Annotated in this window: 16 protein-coding genes; 1 reads left to right on the forward strand and 15 read right to left on the reverse strand. The window is 72.0% G+C overall.

What is annotated here, in order from left to right:
- Positions 1–15: 15 nt before the first annotated feature.
- Positions 16–390: a hypothetical protein gene (locus ACFPLC_RS41780; protein ID WP_378200119.1), complete on the reverse strand. Its 375-nt coding sequence runs from the start codon at positions 388–390 to the stop codon at positions 16–18.
- 387 nt (positions 391–777) lie between these two features.
- On the opposite strand from ACFPLC_RS41780, the gene ACFPLC_RS41785 reads away from it, so the two are divergent.
- Positions 778–1,164, forward strand: coding sequence for an MDR/zinc-dependent alcohol dehydrogenase-like family protein (locus ACFPLC_RS41785; RefSeq protein WP_378200122.1), 387 nt, complete (start codon positions 778–780; stop codon positions 1,162–1,164).
- A gap of 76 nt (positions 1,165–1,240) precedes the next feature.
- Here ACFPLC_RS41785 and ACFPLC_RS41790 read toward each other — a convergent pair whose 3' ends face one another.
- From ACFPLC_RS41790 to ACFPLC_RS41855, 14 genes are read right to left on the reverse strand one after another with little or no spacing between them, the layout of a single operon-like run.
- Positions 1,241–1,822 carry an anthranilate synthase component II gene (locus ACFPLC_RS41790; RefSeq protein WP_378200125.1) on the reverse strand — a complete coding sequence of 194 codons (582 nt, stop codon included), beginning with the start codon at positions 1,820–1,822 and terminating at the stop codon, positions 1,241–1,243.
- Positions 1,819–3,159: an anthranilate synthase component I family protein gene (locus ACFPLC_RS41795; protein WP_378200128.1), complete on the reverse strand. Its 1,341-nt coding sequence runs from the start codon at positions 3,157–3,159 to the stop codon at positions 1,819–1,821. Before ACFPLC_RS41795 ends, ACFPLC_RS41790 begins: the two co-directional genes overlap by 4 nt.
- A complete protein-coding gene (locus ACFPLC_RS41800; protein ID WP_378200131.1) occupies positions 3,156–4,313 on the reverse strand; it encodes a DUF362 domain-containing protein in 1,158 nt (385 codons plus the stop codon). Before ACFPLC_RS41800 ends, ACFPLC_RS41795 begins: the two co-directional genes overlap by 4 nt.
- Positions 4,306–4,980 (reverse strand): cyclase family protein, encoded by a 675-nt coding sequence (locus ACFPLC_RS41805; protein ID WP_378200134.1) that lies wholly within the window; start codon positions 4,978–4,980, stop codon positions 4,306–4,308. The genes ACFPLC_RS41800 and ACFPLC_RS41805 overlap by 8 nt, the downstream gene beginning before the upstream one ends.
- Positions 4,981–4,995: 15 nt before the next feature.
- Complete coding sequence (locus ACFPLC_RS41810; protein ID WP_378200137.1) at positions 4,996–6,330, reverse strand: hypothetical protein; 1,335 nt, start codon at positions 6,328–6,330, stop codon at positions 4,996–4,998.
- A 17-nt stretch (positions 6,331–6,347) separates the two neighbouring features.
- On the reverse strand, positions 6,348–7,589 hold the full coding sequence (locus tag ACFPLC_RS41815; RefSeq protein ID WP_206790264.1) for an MFS transporter: 1,242 nt from the start codon (positions 7,587–7,589) through the stop codon (positions 6,348–6,350).
- Positions 7,586–8,803 (reverse strand): ATP-grasp domain-containing protein, encoded by a 1,218-nt coding sequence (locus ACFPLC_RS41820; RefSeq protein WP_378200141.1) that lies wholly within the window; start codon positions 8,801–8,803, stop codon positions 7,586–7,588. Before ACFPLC_RS41820 ends, ACFPLC_RS41815 begins: the two co-directional genes overlap by 4 nt.
- A gap of 49 nt (positions 8,804–8,852) precedes the next feature.
- Entirely contained in the window at positions 8,853–10,121 is a 1,269-nt protein-coding gene (locus tag ACFPLC_RS41825) for an ATP-grasp domain-containing protein (RefSeq protein WP_378200144.1), read from the reverse strand.
- Between the two features lie 10 nt (positions 10,122–10,131).
- Entirely contained in the window at positions 10,132–10,734 is a 603-nt protein-coding gene (locus ACFPLC_RS41830) for a mycothiol-dependent nitroreductase Rv2466c family protein (RefSeq protein ID WP_378200147.1), read from the reverse strand.
- A gap of 10 nt (positions 10,735–10,744) precedes the next feature.
- Positions 10,745–11,830, reverse strand: a complete 1,086-nt coding sequence (locus ACFPLC_RS41835) for a branched-chain amino acid aminotransferase (protein ID WP_378200150.1) — start codon at positions 11,828–11,830, stop codon at positions 10,745–10,747.
- Positions 11,830–13,143: a class-II fumarase/aspartase family protein gene (locus ACFPLC_RS41840; protein ID WP_378200153.1), complete on the reverse strand. Its 1,314-nt coding sequence runs from the start codon at positions 13,141–13,143 to the stop codon at positions 11,830–11,832. The genes ACFPLC_RS41835 and ACFPLC_RS41840 overlap by 1 nt, the downstream gene beginning before the upstream one ends.
- The gene (locus ACFPLC_RS41845) at positions 13,140–15,197 is read right to left on the reverse strand and encodes an FAD/NAD(P)-binding protein (protein ID WP_378236135.1); all 2,058 of its coding nucleotides are present in this window, start codon (positions 15,195–15,197) and stop codon (positions 13,140–13,142) included. Before ACFPLC_RS41845 ends, ACFPLC_RS41840 begins: the two co-directional genes overlap by 4 nt.
- Positions 15,095–16,159: a 3-deoxy-7-phosphoheptulonate synthase gene (gene aroF / locus ACFPLC_RS41850; protein WP_378200159.1), complete on the reverse strand. Its 1,065-nt coding sequence runs from the start codon at positions 16,157–16,159 to the stop codon at positions 15,095–15,097. The genes ACFPLC_RS41845 and aroF overlap by 103 nt, the downstream gene beginning before the upstream one ends.
- On the reverse strand, positions 16,156–17,820 hold the full coding sequence (locus ACFPLC_RS41855) for a class I adenylate-forming enzyme family protein (protein WP_378200162.1): 1,665 nt from the start codon (positions 17,818–17,820) through the stop codon (positions 16,156–16,158). Before ACFPLC_RS41855 ends, aroF begins: the two co-directional genes overlap by 4 nt.
- Between the last annotated feature and the right edge of the window lie 97 nt (positions 17,821–17,917).

Raw genomic sequence — 17,917 nt, forward strand, 5'->3', positions numbered from 1 at the left:
CGCCGGCAGCCGGCGTCAGCTGCGCACCACGATGGTGACCCGGAAGCGACCCGCTTTCCGGGACGCGGACAGGGTTCCGCTACCCGACCGGTCGGATTGGTACACCGCGGTGGTGACCCCGCCGGCGACGGTGGGTCCCCGGGTCTCCTTCAGCACGCCCCCGCTCGCCGACACCGATTTCCACGGATCCGCCTTGGTGCCGTGCAGGGTGACGGTCAGCGGCGCCTTGCGGCCCATGCAGATCGTTTTTCCGTCGTCCCGCTCGGTGATCTGCGGTTTGGCGACCGAGGTCGAGCATTTTTTCGATCCGCCGCCGGACCCGGATGACGTCGGTTCGCAGGCTGTCACGAACAACATGCTCAGCAGGGTCACGGCCGTCAGCACGCGCATCTCGCACCCCTTTCGACAGAACTTTCATTGTGACACCGGTCAACGCACCGGGGATGGCCTCTCCGGGGTGGCAATCCGGCTATACCCGAACGGCCGACTCCGCAGTCCGGGCCAGGTTCCGGGTTGTTTCGGCGCAGCACCACGGCCGGCGATCATGCTCTCCCCGTTGACCGTGCCCATCGCCGCAGGAGCTCACAGAGGCAAAGCCCACGAATCCGCTGCACCGCGATCGGCGGGTGGCGGGAACCTGGCCACTGCATGCAGCCTACCGGCGTCCGCACCACGAACCACGGTCGACCTGCACGGACAGCCCGACAGAATCCGGCACGGACGTGCCCGAGAAGTGGCGTACCCGTCGACAGAATGCGGTATAGTCCGACACAGGTGATGTCCGGTGACCACCGTCTACCGCGCGTTGCTCACCGCCGACGCCCGGCCGAGTACATCGACAGCACCACCCTCGACCCCGGCCAGGAGCTGACCCGCCTCGGCGGCGCGGCGGCGATCATCGCGACGGCCTCCAGCGGCGCGTCGATGTCACCGCTCGTGGCCGGGCTCGGCACCCGAGGGCAGCTGCTCGTCGTCGGGGCCGCACCCGACCCGATCGAGATCCGTACCCCGGACCTGATCTTCGGCACCCACGCGGTCGTCGGCGCCCTCACCGGATCGGCCACCGAGAACGAGGACAGCGTCCGGCTGGCCACGACCGAGGAATCCGCAGCCGCAACGAGATCATGCCGCTGTCGGAGGCGCCGAAGGCCTACGAACGGATGATGTCGGGCAACGCACGCTTCCGCGTCGTCCTGGACACCCGCGAGTAACAGGTGCACCGGCTGCCCGGAACGGGTGCTCACCCGCGCACGAGGGCCCGCGAGCGCATCGCGTTCGCGACCATCGCCACGCCCTCCTCGGTGAACAGCGACTCCGGGTGGAACTGCACGCCTTCGATCGGGAGCTCGCGGTGCCGGACGCCCATCACCTCCCCCGCCGGCGACCAGGCCGTGACGACCAGGTCGTCCGGCAGCGAAGCCGGGTCGATCACCAGGGAGTGGTACCTCGCCACCGTGAGCGGGCTACGCAGGCCCGCGAAGACACCGCTGCCGTCGTGGGTCAGGGGTGTGCACTTCCCGTGCATCGGCTCGGCCGCGTGCACGATGCGGGCACCGAACGCCGCGCCGATCGCCTGGTGGCCCAGGCACACACCGAGGATCGGTACCCGCCCGGCCAGGCCGCGGACCAGGTCCACCGAGATGCCCGCGTCCGCCGGGGCGCCGGGGCCGGGTGAGATCAGCACCAGCTCCGGCTCGAGCGCGGCGACGTCGGCCACCGAGACCTCGTCGTTGCGGTAGACCTCGCACTTCGCGCCGAGGTCTCCCAGGTACTGCACCAGGTTGTAGACGAACGAGTCGTAGTTGTCGAGCACGCAGATCATGCCGCCGCCCCTTCCACCGTCACGCCGAGGGCCCGGGCGCCGGACCCGAGCTTCGCGAGGCACTCCGCGTACTCCTCGGCCGGGTCGGAGTCGTGGACGATGCCGCCGCCGGCCTGGAGCCGGATTTCGCCGTCGCACCACACCATGCTGCGGATGGTCAGGTAGAGGTCCACATGGGACACCCCGAACGAGCCGACCGCACCCGAGTACAGCCAGCGCCGGGCCGGCTCCAAGGCGTCGATGATCTCCATCGCGCGCACCTTCGGCGTCCCGGTCATGGTCCCCGCCGGGAACGTCGCCCGGATCAGCTCGGCGGTATCGCGGTCCCCCGACGGCTCGCCCCAGACATCCGAGGTCAGGTGCATGACGTGCGAGTACCGCTCGACGGCCAGCAGCCGCTCCACCGACACGCTGCCGGGGCGGCAGACCCGGCCGAGGTCGTTGCGAGCGAGGTCGACCAGCATCCGGTGTTCGGCCAGCTCCTTCACCGACGAGCGCAGGTCGTCCTCGGCGAGCCGGTCGGCGTGGCCGTCGCGGCCCCGCGGCCGGGTGCCGGCCAGCGGGCGGATCAGCGCCCGGCCGCCCGAGAGCGTCAGGCACGGCTCCGGCGAGGCGCCGACGGCCTCGAACTCGGGGCCGCCGTACCAGAAGTGGTACGGCGACGGGTTGATCTCCGTCAGCCGGTGGTAAACCCGCAATCCGTCCACAGTGGCCGGTGCGGTCCAGGGGTTGGACAGGACGAGCTGGAAGACGTCACCGTCGAGGATGTGCCGCTGCGCGCGCCGCACGGCGTCGGCGTACTCGTCGTAGCCGAAGCCGAACGTCCCGGCGCCCACCGCGATGGCCCCGAGCGGGGTCACGACCAGCCGGTCGAGCGTCCGGGCGACCCGCTCGGCCGCCTTGCGCGCGGCCGCGGGGGTCGTGCCGCGGCCGATCACCCGCCCCTCGGTGACCAGCACCTCGGGCAGGAAGAACTCGTACACCGGCCGGCCGCCCGACGGGTGGCGGCTGGGCAGCCGCTCGAAGTCGCGCGCGGCGTCGTAGGCCAGGAAGCCGTACCAGGCCGCCTCGGCGTCGGTCGTGTCCGGCGGCAGGTCCAGCCCGCCCAGCAGGTCCACCGCCGCGGTGAGCGGCGCGGGCCCTTCGCCACCGGGGTGGGAAAGGACGGCGAGCTCACCCGCGGCCAGCACCGCGTCCCGGCCGCCCGGCCCGGCGGTGAGCATGACGCGCCCCGCCGGGCGCAACGCCGCGGCGGCCGCCACCGGGTCCACCGTGGACACGAGCGGGACGACGTGGCGGTGCAGCCGGGTTCCGGGGGACAGCTCGGACGCGATCATCGTGCGCCCGCCGGCACCCGGAACTGCGTCCGCTCGTGGGCGCCGACGGGCTTGCCCATGGCGTAGCGGAACGCGGCGAGCTGGATCGCCCGCGGCGGGCAGCCTTCGACGAAGATGCCCAGGTCCCGGCTTTCGTACAGGCAGTTGCCGACGAGGACGACCTCCCCGCGCAGGGGCGGGTGCGAGACCTGCGGCCCGGAGATGATCGTCATTTCCCCGTCCCACTCGCACAGTTCCCCGGCCAGCGCTTTGATCGCCCCGGCGACGAACCGGCTGCACGCCGGGCAGGCGTGTTCGGCGTAGACGTGGATCCCCTCGCGCGGCACGACGATCTCCACCGGCGCCTTCACCATGTCGAACGCCAGGTCCTCGAGCGGGGTCCCGAGCAGCTCGATGTCGTCCGGGGAAACCGGTCCCATGCCCCGCTCGTGCGCGTCCCGCAGGTAGGCGACGCTGTCCGGGTCGAAGCCGGCCAGCGTCCCGACGGCGACGTCGAGCGCGACGGCGTTGCGGCTCGCGGCCAGGAAGCCGACCTTCCGCGCCTGCCCGTCCATCGGGTAGTTGCCCTCGATCACCGTGGTCCCGTCGCACACCACCAGGTCCTGCGGGCGCATCAGGTTCAGGTCCACGGTGGACTCGTCGACGCCCGCCATGTGCACGATCCGGGTCGTGTACCCGGGCAGCAGCCCCACCAGGTTCTTCATCGCGTTCGAGTAGACGACGCTCGCGTGCGTGCGCAGCTGCGGGACTCCGATGAAGTAGTCGCAGTCCAGGATCACCTCGGGGACGGCGATCGGCACCCGCAGCGACGTCGCCTCCGGGATGCCGGTGATGCGCAACGGCAGGTCGTCGAAGCTGACGACCCGGGCGTACTTCGCGGCCTCGTGGTCGCGCAGGATCTCGTAGATGGCGTGCGTGCGCTCGGCGATCACCGGGCGTGCCCCGTGCTCGGCGACCACGCGGGCGATCGCGGCCAGCAGCGCCGGCCGCACGTGGAACCCGGGCGCCGTCTGGAACAGGTTCGGCTTGATCAGTACCTCCGCGCCGGCCGGCAGCCCGGACAGCGGGCCGCCGAGCAGGGCGAGCAGCCGGTCCAGGCCCGCCGGCACGTCGGTGTCGCCACCGACGGCCGTGAGGGCGACCGCCTCAGTCATCGGTGTCCTCCACCGCGATGACGCGCGCCGGGGCGGCCTCGGCGCCCGCCACCTTGGTCGGCAACGCGATCAGCTGGACGACCGGCCGGGTCAGCTCGTGCATGTTGGTCACGTACTCCAGCAGCGGGATGCCGGCGGCGAGCAGCGCGTGGTGCACCGGGGATTCCGCGTCGCCGGGCCGTTCGGTGAGGCAGTCGAAGCCGATGAGGACGGCGCCGTTGTCGATGGCCCACCGCGCGGCTGACGGCGTCAGGTAGGGCGGGCGGTCCCAGTAGTCGGGCCGGCCCCAGTTGTGCCGCAGGTAGTCGGTGCGGATGAGGAGCCGGTCGCCGGGCTGCCACACGGGCCGCAGCGTCTTCTCGAGGTCTTCGCCGGTGACTTCGTCCAGTTCGCCTTTGTGGGACAGGTCGGCGACGCAGGCCCGGCCGATCAGCGTCTCGAGGGAAACCTCGTCGATGCCTTCGGTGCCGGGGAAGAAGTGCAGCTTGTACTCCATGTGCGTCCCGTTGTGCGGGAACACGTGCAGGTAGGAGAACGTGCGCTTGGTGCCGTACGGGTCGGTCTCCGGTGTCATCGAGCGTTCGCTGACGAACTTCGGGAACCAGTCGGCGGGGTAGGACGGCATTCCGTCGTAGAAGCCGTGCGTGAGGTCGACGAATCGGGGCACCGGGGTTCTCCTTGCTCAGCAGGTGAAGAGACAGGTGTTGCGGACGTCCGGGTTGTTGATCATCGTGATGACGGTGGTGCCGCCGGGCGGGATCGCGCGCACGCCGCCGCCCGACAGCCCCGTCGGCGTCATGAACGCCGCCCACAGCGCGTACCACTCGGTGCGCTCGCCGGTGTCCGGGTCGATCACCGTCTCCAGGTTGGGCCGCACGATCTCCTGGACGAGCGACCCGGTCCGCGAACCGGCTTCCAGGGTTTCCCGCCAGGTCGCCGCGTCGACCTCCTGGCCGATGACGACGCCTTGGCCGCCGTAGAGGCCGGTCGGCTTGAACACCAGCTGCTCCTGTCGCTCGAGGCACTCCTCGATGCGGTCGGCGTCCGGGCCGGCGCCGGGGCGGCCGAGCATCCGGCACCACGGCAGCACGCGCTCGATCGCCGCCCGCTCGGCCGGCTCGAAGGCGTCCAGGAACTCGGACAGCATCGCGAGCGTTCCCTTGTTGCTGAACACGTTCGTCGGGGTCCAGACGACGACCTGGCCGTTCTCGTGCGCGCGGAACACCGGTTCCAGCAGCGCGTCGCAGTCCGGGTGCGCCAGCATTTCCTCGAGGCCGTAGTAGCGCAGGATGACGTCGACGCCCGTACCGTCGAGGTACGGCTTGCCCGACCGGAACTCCAGGTCGCCGATCTCCCCGACCCGGCAGACGACTTCGTTTTCCTCCAGCAGTTCGGCGATCGCGCGCCGCTGGTGGCCGTAGGTCGTCATGCCGCCGGGGCCTTCGACGATCGCGACCACCGGCTCACCGGCGCCGATCGACTTGCCCGCGGTGCGCAGCGCCCCGGCGAGGTCGGAGCCCATGTCCAGGAACCCGAGGCCGTGCTCGGCGGCGAACTCGGCGACCGCCGGGACCCGCAGGTACGCCTTGGGCAGCGTGCCCACCATGTCCAGGCCGCCGAGCGCGCTGCCGATGTTGTACTCCAGCAGCTTGAACGCCGTGCCGTCGTAGTAGACGTCGGCGCGGCCGTACAGCGGCGGGGGTTCCTCGCCCAGCAGCCGGGTCATCAGTGCCGCGTGCCGGTCGTCGATGCCGAGCGAGCGGCGGAAGCGGTCGAAGTCGCCGCCGAAGAGCCGCCGCGGCAGGCCGCCGACGAGCTCGTAGACGGTGACGAGGTCCCGGCCGAACGCGCGGTACTCCGCCTCGTCGACCACGACCGGCCGCGGCAGCAACCGGGGCCAGGAGAGCCGTTTGGTCTCCGACAGCTCCAGCCTCGCCCGGGCGTGGCGCAACGGGCTGTCCGGTTCCGCGCACGCGGCGAGGTAGGACTCGGTGATCCGATCGGACCGTGCCGACATGGTTACCTTCCAGGGGTTCAGGCGGAGACCGCGACTGGCGTCTCGCGGCGGGCCAGGATCACGCGGTACTGGAGGATGATCACGACGCCGAAGAGCAGGTAGATCCCGGCCATGCCCTGCGTGCTGACGATCGCGCTCAGGCTGATCAGGATCGAGTTGACGATCTGGCCGAACCGGATGTGCAGGTAGTACGCGGCCAGGTAGCGCGGCCGGCCGTCGTCCGGGGCCAGCTCGGCCAGCAGGGCCTGCTGCACCGGCAGGTTCATCAGCTCACCGGCGGTCAGCACCACGACGGCGACGAGCAGCAGCCACGCGTCGTCGGTGACGGCGAGGACCGCGAACCCGCCCGCGTACAGCGCGATGCCGGCGTAGAGCCGGGCGCGGTCGGGCATCCGCTTCAGGAGCGTGTTGACGACCAGCGCGAACGCGACGACCAGCACGGTGTTGACCGCCTTGAGCACCCCGAGCATCTCCACGCCGGTGACTTCGCCGAACGGGAACACGGGCTGCACCGGGAAGTCCGTCGCCAGCCGGATCCCGATCGCCGTGCTGAGCTGCCCTTCGAGGGTCAGGATCAGCGTGGCGGCGATGATCAGCCGGCGGAACGTCGAGTCGGCCAGCACCACCCGGTAGCCCTGGACGAACTGGGCGACCCCGGTGAGCTTGGTGGCCGGCCGGGGGGTCTCCGGCTTGGTCTCCGCCACCAGCGTGACGGTGACGGTGAGGGCGAACGCCATGCCGATCGCGCCGCCGAGGATCACCGCGCCGAAGTGGGCGCTGTACAGGAACGCACCGAGCAGCGCCCCGGTGCCGAGTGCGAGGTTGATGACCCAGTAGTTGACCGTGTAGACGAACTTGCGCTCCTCCGGCGGCGTCACGTCGATGATCGTCGCGTCGTTGGCGGGCAGCGCGAGGTTCGTCCCGAACTTCACGACGGCGTAGCTGAAGTAGACGGCGAGCGCGCCCCAGCCGGAGTAGTAGGCGACCGCCATCAGCGCGAGGAACCCGGTCCCGACGACGTCGCCGATGACGAGCACGGGACGGCGTCCCCAGCGTTCGGACAGGTGCCCGCCGGCGAGCATGCCGACCACGGCGAACGCGGCGAACACCAGGATCAGCGCGCCGGCGACCGCGACGCCGACGTGCGCGGCGAGGTAGATCGCGATGAAGGTGAGGATCATCGCGTCGATCAGCTTGTGCACGAACGCGAGGCCGATCCGGACCCGGACGTTGCGGTGCAGGGCGAAGAAGGCCCTCATCGGACTTCCACTTCGATCAGGGCGCGGACGTGGTCCGCGCGGGCTTGGGCCTCCGCCGCGTTCGCGGAGCCGGTGAGGATGACGAACCCGTGCCGGGTCTTCGAGCTGACCGTCTCCGGCAGGACGTCACCGGGAACGAACGGGAAACTGAGGGTGTCCACGTAGTCCAGTGCGCGGGCTTCGCCGAGCCCGGTCACCGACCGCAGCACCCCCGTGGGGAAGGAGAAGTACGCGATGTGCCCGACCAGGCCGCCCGGCTCCGGCAGCGACGTCCGCCCGGCGAGCGCGGCGAACATCGCCCGCTTGACGTCGAAGCCGCGTGCGTGCCCGATGATGTCCGGGATCTTGTCCCCGCCCAGCCGCGCCTGGGACTCCACGATCCGCGGGCCGTCCGAGGTGAGGATCACCTCGGTGTGCGTCGGCCCGCACTGGTAGCCGACGGCGTCGAGCAGCTCGACCGCGAGCGCGGCGGCGGCCCGCGTCCCGGCCGTCTCCGGCTCGCCGAAGAGGTGGCCGCGCTCGACGAAGTGCGGCAGCGGGCCGAGCAGCTTGCGCGTCACGCCGAGGACGTGGTGCTCGCCGCGCACGGTCATCGTCTCGACGCTGAACTCGGGTCCGCGCAGGTACTCCTCGACCAGCAGCGGCCCGGAGTAGGCCAGTGCGGCCAGCTCGTCGCCCCACGCGGGGAGATCGGCGGGGTCGGTGAGCAGCCGCGTCCCCCGGCTGGCCGACAGCGCGGCCGGCTTCACCACGACGGGCAGGGAAAAGTTCACCAGCAGGGGTTCGATGTCCTGCCAGCGGTCCGCGACGGCGAACCGGACGGTCGAGATGCCCTTGTCGCGCAACAGGGTGCGCATGGCGAGCTTGTCGTTGAGCAGGAACACCGAGCGCGGCGAATTGACCGCCACGCCGAGTTCGTCGGCGACCTCGTAGGCGAGCTGCATGCTCTCCTCGCTGCCGACGTGCCAGACGTGGCGGGCACCGGTGTCCCGGACGGCCGCGCGGATCGCTTCGGCGTAGGCCGCGCGGTCGGTGAAGTCGACCAGCCACAGGCTCTCGGCGAGGCTCTCGACCTCCTTCAGGTATTCGGGGGCGTCCGCGCCGAACAGCCGCGCGGCCTCGGCCGGGTCCCAGATCGCGGTGATCCGGAAGCCCTCCGCCCGCGCCTTGCCGAGGTATGCCTTGTACGGCATGACCATCACGAGGTTGGGCATGTCTGCTCCTGTCCGGGCTCGGAGTGATCCAGCCTCGCCGACGCGGCCATCAGCGGACCATCGGCGACGCATCGGCGCGGGTGCCGACGACGATCTGCTGGGCGGCGGCTTCGGCGATCCGGCCCGCCAGGTAGGCGTCACCGGCCGTCGCCAGGACGTGACCGACCCGGTCTTCGTTCACCCGCAACGGATCCACCCGCCCACCGGGCGCGACGGACACGACGGCCTCGCGGACCCCGGGCAGCGCGGCGGCGATGCCCAGGCCGGTCACCTCCGTCACGACGCCGGGATCGGCGGTGAGATAACGGATCGCCGCGCCACCCCGCGGTTCGAGGCCGGCGTCGCCGACTGACTCGCCAAGGTACTGGCGGATCAGCAGCTCCATCGTGGACTGCCCGAAGCTGTGGTCCATCAGCTCGGTGATCCGGTCGCCCGCCGGGCGCGGGTTGATCTCGACGAGCTTCGGGCCCGCGCCGGTGTACTTGATTTCGACGTGCGCGATGCCGAGGTCGAAGCCCACAGCCGTCGTCGCGGCCAGGGCGGCCGACTCCAGCTCGCACCGGACCGCGTCCGGCAGCGCCGTCGGGAAGCTGTGCCCGAGCTCGATGAACCGGTCGCGCCCGCCGAGGATCTTGTCGGTCACCCCGAGCACGCGGACGGCCCCGGCCTCGGCCAGGACCTCCACGCTGACCTCGAACCCGACGAGGCATTCTTCGACGAGCACCTCGGGCGAGCGGGCCTGACCACGGCGGTTGGTCGTGGCGGACCGGATCGCGGTGAAGGTCGCGGTGACCTCGTCCGGCGTGGTGCAGCGGACGACGTGCGCACCGCTGGTCTCGTCGACCGCCTTGACCACGCACGGAAACCCGATCTCCTCGGCGGCCCGTGCGGCCTGCCCGGTCGTCGTGACGACGCGGAACTCCGGCACGGGCACCCCGCGCTCGGCCCACCGCCGCCGTTGCGCGGCCTTGTCGCGGGCGATCCGGACGGCGGCCGGGTCGGGGCCGGGCAGGCCGAGCTGACGAGCTGCCTCGGCGGCCTGGATGACCTCGTACTCGGCCACCGAGAGCAGCGCGTCGAGCGGCTTCGCGGCGTCGACCGCCTTCACCGCCTCCAGCAGCGGTTCCAGCTCGTGGGTCGGACAGGCCACGACCTCGTCGACGCACGTTTCGAGCACCTCGGTGCCGCCCGGCGTCGCGTGGTAGCGGTCCAGGCCGCAGCTGAAGAAGGTGACGTGCAGCCCCAGCCCGCGGGCCGCCCGCAGGGCGTCGAACCCGGACCCGGACCGGTTCGACTCGACGAACCCGATGCGTCTCATGTCCGTTCCCTCATTCGTAGTCCAGGCCCGGCGTCCGGGCGCGCTTCAGCTCGAAGAAGTGGGGATTGCGGGAAAGCGCGACGACGCCGTCGAAGAGGTTCAGCGCCTCCTCGCCGCGCGGGATGGCGTTGAGCACCGGGCCGAAGAAGCCCGTGCCGTCGACGTGGATCGCCGGCGTGCCGAGGTCCGCACCGACCGGCGCCAGCGCCTCGGCGTGGCTCTTGCGCAGGGCCTCGTCGTGGTCCGTGCGCTCCATCGCGTCGGCGAGGGAAGCCGGCAGGCCGACCTCGGCCAGCGCCTGGGCGACCACTTCGGGGAAGTCCTTGTTCCGCCCGTTGTGGATCCGGGTGCCCAGCGCGGTGTAGAGGTCGCGCAGCACCTCCTCGCCGTGGTGCTGGGCAGCCGCGACGCAGACGCGGACCGGGCCCCACGAGCGGTCGCAGAACTCGCGGTACCACGGCTCGAGCTCGCGTTCCTCGTTGAGCACGCCGAGGCTCATCACCCGGAACCGCAGGGTGAGGTCGCGGTGGCGTTCCACCTCGAGGATCCACCGCGAGGTGATCCAGGCGAACGGGCAGGCCGGGTCGAAGTAGAAGTCGACTCTGAGGGACACGGGATTCCTTTCACTCCGGGGTGACGGCGTGCAGCCAGCCGAACTCGTCGGGTGCCTGGCCGTACTGGACGTCCAGCAGCGCGTTCAGCAGGCGGCGGGTGACCGGGCCCGTGGTGCCGTCGCCGATCGCCCACTCGCGCTCGGGGGTGACGGCGTGCCCGACCGGCGCGACGGCCCGCGCGGTGCCGCACGCGAACGTCTCGGTGATGCGCCCCTCGCGGCAGCCGCGCTCCCAGCCGTCGAGGGTGACCGGTTCCTCCGCGACGGTCAGGCCGAGCCGCCCGGCCAGCCGCAGGATCGAGTCCCGGGTGATGCCGGCCAGCAGCGTTCCGCTCAACGGCGGGGTGACGAGCCGGTCGCCCTCCACGAAGAACAGGTTCGAGCCGCCGACCTCTTCGACGTACCGGCGCTCGCGCGCGTCCAGCCAGACGACCTGGTCACACCCGTGCGCCGCGGCCTCGCGCTGCGCGATGTACGACCCGCCGTAGTTGCCGCCGCACTTGATCGTGCCCGTCCCGCCGTCGGCCGCGCGGACGTACTCGGGGGACGCCCAGAGCCGGATCGGCGCCGGCTCGGCCGCGGCGGGCCGGGCGGGGCTGCCGATGACGGCGAACAGGTACTCCTCGGCGGGCCGGTTGGACAGGTGCGTCTCGGCGGCGATCAGGAACGGCCGCAGGTAGAAGCTGTGGCCGCGGGCGCTCGGCACCCAGGCACCGTCGACCCGCAGCAGCGCCTCGACGCCTGCGACGAAGTCGGCCTCCGCCAGCTCGGGCATGGCCATCCGGCGGGCCGAGCGCGCGAACCGGGCGGCGTGGTCGCGGGGCCGGAAGAGCACGCGCTGCCCGGCCGGGCGCCAGAACGCCTTCAGCCCTTCGAAGACGGTCTGTCCGTAGTGGAGCGCCATGGTGGCCGGGTGCAGGGTGAACGCGGCCAGCGGCCCGGTCCGGGCGTCGTGCCAGCCGCGGCCGGCGGTCCACCGCGCGGTCACCATGTGGTCGGAGTAGAGCGAGCCGAACCCGGGCGTGCGGAGCAGTTCTTCGCGCTGCTCGGCGAGCATCGGCTCGACGCGCTCGGGCGCGAACTCCAGGGTGGTCATCAGAACTCCTCGCGTTCGAAGCGGGCCAGGGCCCGGTCGGCCAGGGGGCCGGCGAGGCCGGTGTAGCTCGCCGGGTCCAGCAGGCCCGGGGGCACGTCCGCGCCGAGCACGCCGGCCAGGTCCGCCCCGGTGCGCTCGGCTTCGGCGGCCGCCTCGGCCAGCAGGCGCTTGGCCGCGGCCTTGCCGAGCTTCGGGGCCAGGAAAGCGTTGACGCGTTCGGAGACGATCGCGCCGCGGGTGAGCCGCAGGTTCGCCGCCATCACCTCGGGGTGCACCTGCAGCGTCTCGGCCATGCGGACGGCGTTCGCGGCGGCGCCGGCCGTGCCGCGCAGGGCGTCCCGCAACGGCTGCCACTCGGCGTGCCAGCCGCCCGAGGACCGTTCGTCCTCGGCCGTCATCGACTGGAAGAGGACGACGGCGAGCGGCGGCAGCTGCCGGGCCGCGGTCGCGACGAGCGTCGCGAACACCGGGTTGTGCTTCTGCGGCATGGCCGAGGACGCCCCGCGGCCCGGCGCCCGCTCTTCGGTGACCTCGCCGATTTCGGTGCGCGACAGCACGAGGACGTCCGCGGCGATCTTGCCGAGCGCGCCCGTGGTGCCGAGCAGCGCCGACGCGACGTCGGCGATCGGCGTCCGGATCCCGTGCCAGGGCAGGGCCTGCGGGGCCAGGCCGAGCTTCTCCGCCACCCGGTCGGGCAGGGCGAGCGCACCGGGTCCGTACTGTTCGTACGCGGCGAGGGTCCCCGCCGCGCCGCCGATCGACACCGGCAGGGCCGCGCGCGCCCGGCGCACCCGCTCGACGGCGTCGAGGACGCCGTGCAGCCAGGTCGCCGCCTTGAGCCCGAAGGTGACCGGCACGGCGTGCTGGGTCAGGGTGCGCCCGGCCATCGGCGTGTCCCGGTGCGTCCGGACCTGGTCCGCCAGGCTCGCGGCGGTCGCCAGCAGATCGCCTTCGACGCGCTCGAAGGTGCTGGCGCAGAGCAGCATCAGGGCGGTGTCCAGGATGTCCTGGCTGGTGCTGCCGCGGTGGACGTACTCGGCGGCGGCCGGATCGACCGCGGCGGTGAGCCCGGCGACGAAGGCGACCACGGGGTTCGCCGTCTCGCGCACGCCGGCGGCGATCGCGTCCGGGTCGAGGTCGGCCACGGTCACCGCTCGGATGGCCTTCGCCGCCTCCTCGGGGAGCACGCCCAGCTCGGCTTGGGCTTCGGCGAGGGCGACCTCGACGTCGAGCATCGCGGTCAGCAGCGCGTGGTCGTCGACGAGCGCGCCGGCACCGGTCGCGGCCCACGCGGGAGCGAGCAGCTCGCTCATGCAGTCCTCCCCAGGTCGTCGTGTTCCAGCGCGATCCCCAGGCACGACCGCGCGATGGCATCCGAGTCGCCGAGGATCACCGAGTTGACGCCCGGCCGGATGCCCGCCGCGGTCACCCAGTGCACCGCCTCGGTCGGTACCCCGAACGCGAACCGCCGCGGGTGGGGCCGGCCTCCCGCGTCCACGACGTGGTACGGCCGCCGCGTGACCGCCAGCCCGCCCGTCTCGAACTCGCCGATGCGGTACGGGCGGCACTCCCCGCGGGCGAGCAACGTCCGCAGCAGCGGGTCCGTCGTGTGCCGCAGGTCGGTGTCCGGCAGGCGCGCCTCGATCAGCGTCTTCGCGTGGATGACGACGTCGGGGCACGCGGCGGACCACGCGGCGAACCGGCCGCCGGTGCCTGCGATCCGCAGGTCCGGGCCGAGCACTTCGAGCACGCCCGCGTCCAGCAGCGCGCCGAACTGCTCGACGCGTTCGGCCGGCGGCCCGATCGACAGGTACGCGTTGAGCGGCATGTACCAGCGCCGCAGGTCGTCGCGGTAGGAGGCGCCGGAGATCCCGCCGTGGTCGACGACCATGCGGATCTCGTTGCGCAGATCGCGCAGGACGTCCGTCGCCGCCTTGAGGGGGCCGGTCACGTTGCCCGTGCGCGCCTCGGCCAGTTCGGCGTCCACATAGGACCGAAGCCAGGTGCGAAACGCTGCCGTTGAGGCGACGTCGGCGGCCGAGTACGGCGCCGCGACCCCCCTCCAGTCCCAGGTCCGCTCGATGCCGAACTTGGCCAGCACGATCCGCTGGGCCTCGGTTTCCCGCACCACCAGGGGATCCGCGGACACCTCTGCGGGCCCGGCCGCCGCGAACGCCTCGGTGAACTCCTCGGCGTCACAAGCACATCCCTGCTCCCGCGCCACGGCCGCGTAGAAGACCGTGCGCACCTCCTGGTCGATCAGCGGCCAGACATCACGGCGGAAATCGGCGCCGCCGGCCAGCCGCCCGATCACCGCGGGTGTGAGGAACCGCGGTTCGTGCCGGCCCGACGCGCCCTTCTCGTTGCGGGCGCGCGCCTGGTACGGGACACCGCGCCGCGACCCGGCGACCAGCCGCGGTTCCCGACCGGAGGGCACGTACGCCAGCGCGCCGCCCGGCTCGCGGGTGAACCGGCCGCCGCGTCCGAGCGTGAGCAGGGCCAGGTGGTCGAAGAAGTTCAGGCCCATCCCGCGCAGGAGCACCGGCTCCCCCGCGGGCACGTCGTCCGTCGGCTCGTCGGCCGGGTTGCCCGGCCCGAAGTAGCGCAGGCCGTGGCGTCCGGCGTACCGGCTCAGCTCCGCTTCGGCCGGGGTGAGCTCGTGCGGCTGGTGCCCCAGCGCGAGCACGACGGCGGCCAGACCGGCGAGGATCGTGCCGTCGTCCAGCACGACGTCCTGGCGGCCGGCGCGGCCGTCCCGGACGTCGACCGCCCGCGCCTGGTGGGCCACGAACCGCAACGCGGGCGGCGCGGTGCGCGCGATCCGCCGCCGCGTCCAGCGCAGGTAGTTGCCGTAGAACGCCCGTGACGGGTAGTCGTCCGGGCCGAGCGCCTCGGCTTCGGCCCGGACGGCGTCCGGCACGTCCGGGCTGCCGAGCAGCGCGATCGACCGCGCCCACTCGTACAGGCTGGGACCGCGCACGACCGGGCCCGCGCAGTCGACCGTCTCGTCGACGAACATGGTCACCTGGCCGGCGACGGTGTTCATCAGCAGCAGGCGGTCCTGCGTGCTGCGCCACACCTGGCCGCCGTCGGCCAGCCGCGGGTCGACGAGGTGCACCACGAGCCGGTGGCCGGGTGGCACGAGCGCGCCGGCGTTGGCGCTCAACCGCTCCGCGACCGACAACCCGCGCGGGCCGAGCCCGACCACCGCGATCTCCGACGTCTCCCCGAACACTGTCTCCCACTCCCGTACTGGTGACTTGGTCAGCGTCTCTGCAGGCTCCGGCCGAGCCCGGCCGCGACGCCGGCGAGCCGGGTCGTCAACCCGGCGAACTGCTCCGGCCGCAGTGCCTGCTTCGCGTCGCACAGGGCCTCTTCCGGCCGGACGTGGACGTCGATCAGCAACGCGTCCGCCCCGGCCGCGACCGCGGCGAGCGACAGCGGCTCCACCAGCTCCGGCCGTCCGCCCGAGTGGCTCGGGTCCACGATGACCGGCAGGTGGGTGCGCTGCTTCCACAGCGCCACCGCCGTCAGGTCGAGCGTGAACCGCGACGACGGCTCGAACGTGCGGATGCCGCGCTCGCACAGCACCACCTGGTCGTTGCCTTCGAGCAGCAGGTACTCCCCGGCGGCGAGCGTCTCCTCGACGGTGCAGCCGAACCCGCGCTTGAGCACCACCGGCAGGCCGCTCTGGCCCACCGCGCTCAGCAGCGCGAAGTTCTGCATGTTCCGCGCGCCGATCTGGAAGCCGTCCACCACCTCGGCCAGCCGCTTGACGTGTTCCGCGTCGACGACCTCGGTGACGAACGGCAAGCCGGTCTGCTTCCGCGCCTCCACGAGCAGCTCGAGCCCGCCGAACCCGAGGCCCTGGAACGAATGCGGTGACGTCCGCGGCTTGAAGACCCCGCCCCGCAACGCGACGGCGCCGTGCTCCGCGACGATTTCCGCCGTGGCCAGCATCTGCTCCGGCGTCTCGACCGCACACGGTCCGGCGATCACCGCCACCGAGCCGTCCCCGATCGTCGTCGGCCCGAGGGTGACCTCGGTCCCGGCCGGGCGCAGCTCCCGGCGGCCCAGCCACGCCTCGCCGCCCCGCGGCACGCGCCGGGTCGGCGACGGCAGGTCCGCCGCCGCGGCGAGCAGCTCGGGGTTGTCCACTCCGGACACCGGGAGGACGTGGCTCGCGCCGAGGCGGTACACCTGCGTCGGCGTGCCGGCGGACTCCAGGTACCGCAGCCAGCCGTCGACCCGGGCGCGGGTCACGGTCTCGTCGAACACGAGCAGTTGGTCTTGCTGGATCACGGCGATCGTCTCTTCTCCAGTGGTCACGCGAGCGCGTCGCTCGTCGCGAGGTTTTTGCCCCGGCGGTCCCGGACGTGGACGGCGAGGTCCTTGTACTTGTCGCGCAGGAAGCGCTTGAGCGACTTGCCGGTGACCCCGAGCGGGAAGTCGTCGCCGCCGGTGGCGACCTCGACGACGGACAGTTCGGGTTTCCCGTTGGCCCGCAGGGCTTCGTTGGCCGCGAACAGCACCTTCTCCGCGTCCACGTCCCGGCCCGTCACGACGGCCACGGCCACCTGTTCCCCGTCGTGGCCGCCCGCCACGACGGTGCAGTCCTCGATGCCGGCGACCTCGTTGAGGATGAGCTCCTCCATCAGCACCGAGTAACCGGGCCCGGCGGCCGTGTGCACGACGTCGACCGCGCGGTCGACCTGGTAGAAGTTGCCCTCTTCGTCGCGGTAGGCGACGTCGCCGGTCAGCCAGTAGCCGGCGAGCTTGCTGCGGTAGTAGGTGTCCTGGTTGCCCCAGTAGCCCACGGTCATCGACGGCGGCTTCGCGCCGAGGAAGCCGTACTCGTACGGCTCGGCGAGCGTCCCGTTCTCCCGCACGATCGCGACGTCGGCGAACCCGACCGACTTGCCGACGCAGCGGTCGTTGCGCTCGGTGGCGAGGGTTCGCGGCTGCATGAGCACGCCCCAGCCCAGCTCGGTGGTGCCGAGCCGGTCCAGGAACGCGGCCGGCGGCAGCTCCGGCGACCGCCGCCCGAGGATGTTCTTCAGGTGCCGCTCGTGGATGGCGTCCGCCATGGACACCCAGATGTTCACCGAGTCGAGCGCGCCCTTCGGCGTCTCGATCGCCGCGAGCTCCGGGTAGGCGTGGCCGAAGGCCATCACCATGGTTGGCTGGTGCGTCTCGACGGCTTCGGCCAGCTCGGCGCCGGAGACGTCCCGGTGGACGACCATCGGCTGCCCGCCCAGCACGGCGTAGGCGTTGAAGGACACACAACCCTGGTGCGACTGCGGAAGCGCGTTCAGGATGAGCGCGTCCGGCTCTTCCTTGTAGTTCACCGCACGCCACTTCGGACCGTCCAAAATGGTCTTGTGGGTGTGGATGACGGGCTTCGGAAGGCCGGTGGTACCGGAGGAGTGCATGAGGCCCACGGGGTCGTCCGGGTGGTGCCGGAAGCGGTCCGCGTCCGGCAGCACGGCCGACGGCGGCCCGGACTGGTCGGTGTGGACCCACTTCAGGTTCAGCCGGTCGAGGTCCGGGGCGATCCGGGCGAGCCGCTCGGCGTCGGTGTAGAGGCCGGTGGCGCCGCTGCGCTCGATCAGAGCGGCGGCACTGTCACGCTTCGCGTTGCTGTTGATGAGCATGGAGATCGCGCCGATCTGCGCGAGCGCCGAAAGGTGCAGGAAGTACTGGATGGAGTCGGGCGGGAAGACGGCGACCCGGTCGTGCGGCCGCACCCCCCGTTCGAGGTACCAGACCGACCAGCTCTGCACGAGGTGGTCGAGGTCGCGGAGACTGAACCAGTGCTTCGTTTCCCCGTCGGTGTAAGGGATCGGCGTGAGCGAATGGATGAAGGGCTCGTCCGGGCAGGGGTTGAGCTCGAGCATGGCGGGCAGCAGGTTCCCGCCGCCGATGCTGGGGTCGACGAGGACCTGTGCCCGCAGTTCCGGGCTCAGGACGGTCTTGTGCGTGAACTCCATGGCATCACTTTCTGCTGCGGGACCGCGGGCTTTCGACTCCGCCACCGAGGCTGCCGGGTCCGTCCATCGGCGACGCATCAGTGCTGCATCAGCGAAG

The organism is Amycolatopsis plumensis (genome assembly GCF_042652605.1).
GTDB classification, from domain to species: domain Bacteria; phylum Actinomycetota; class Actinomycetes; order Mycobacteriales; family Pseudonocardiaceae; genus Amycolatopsis; species Amycolatopsis plumensis.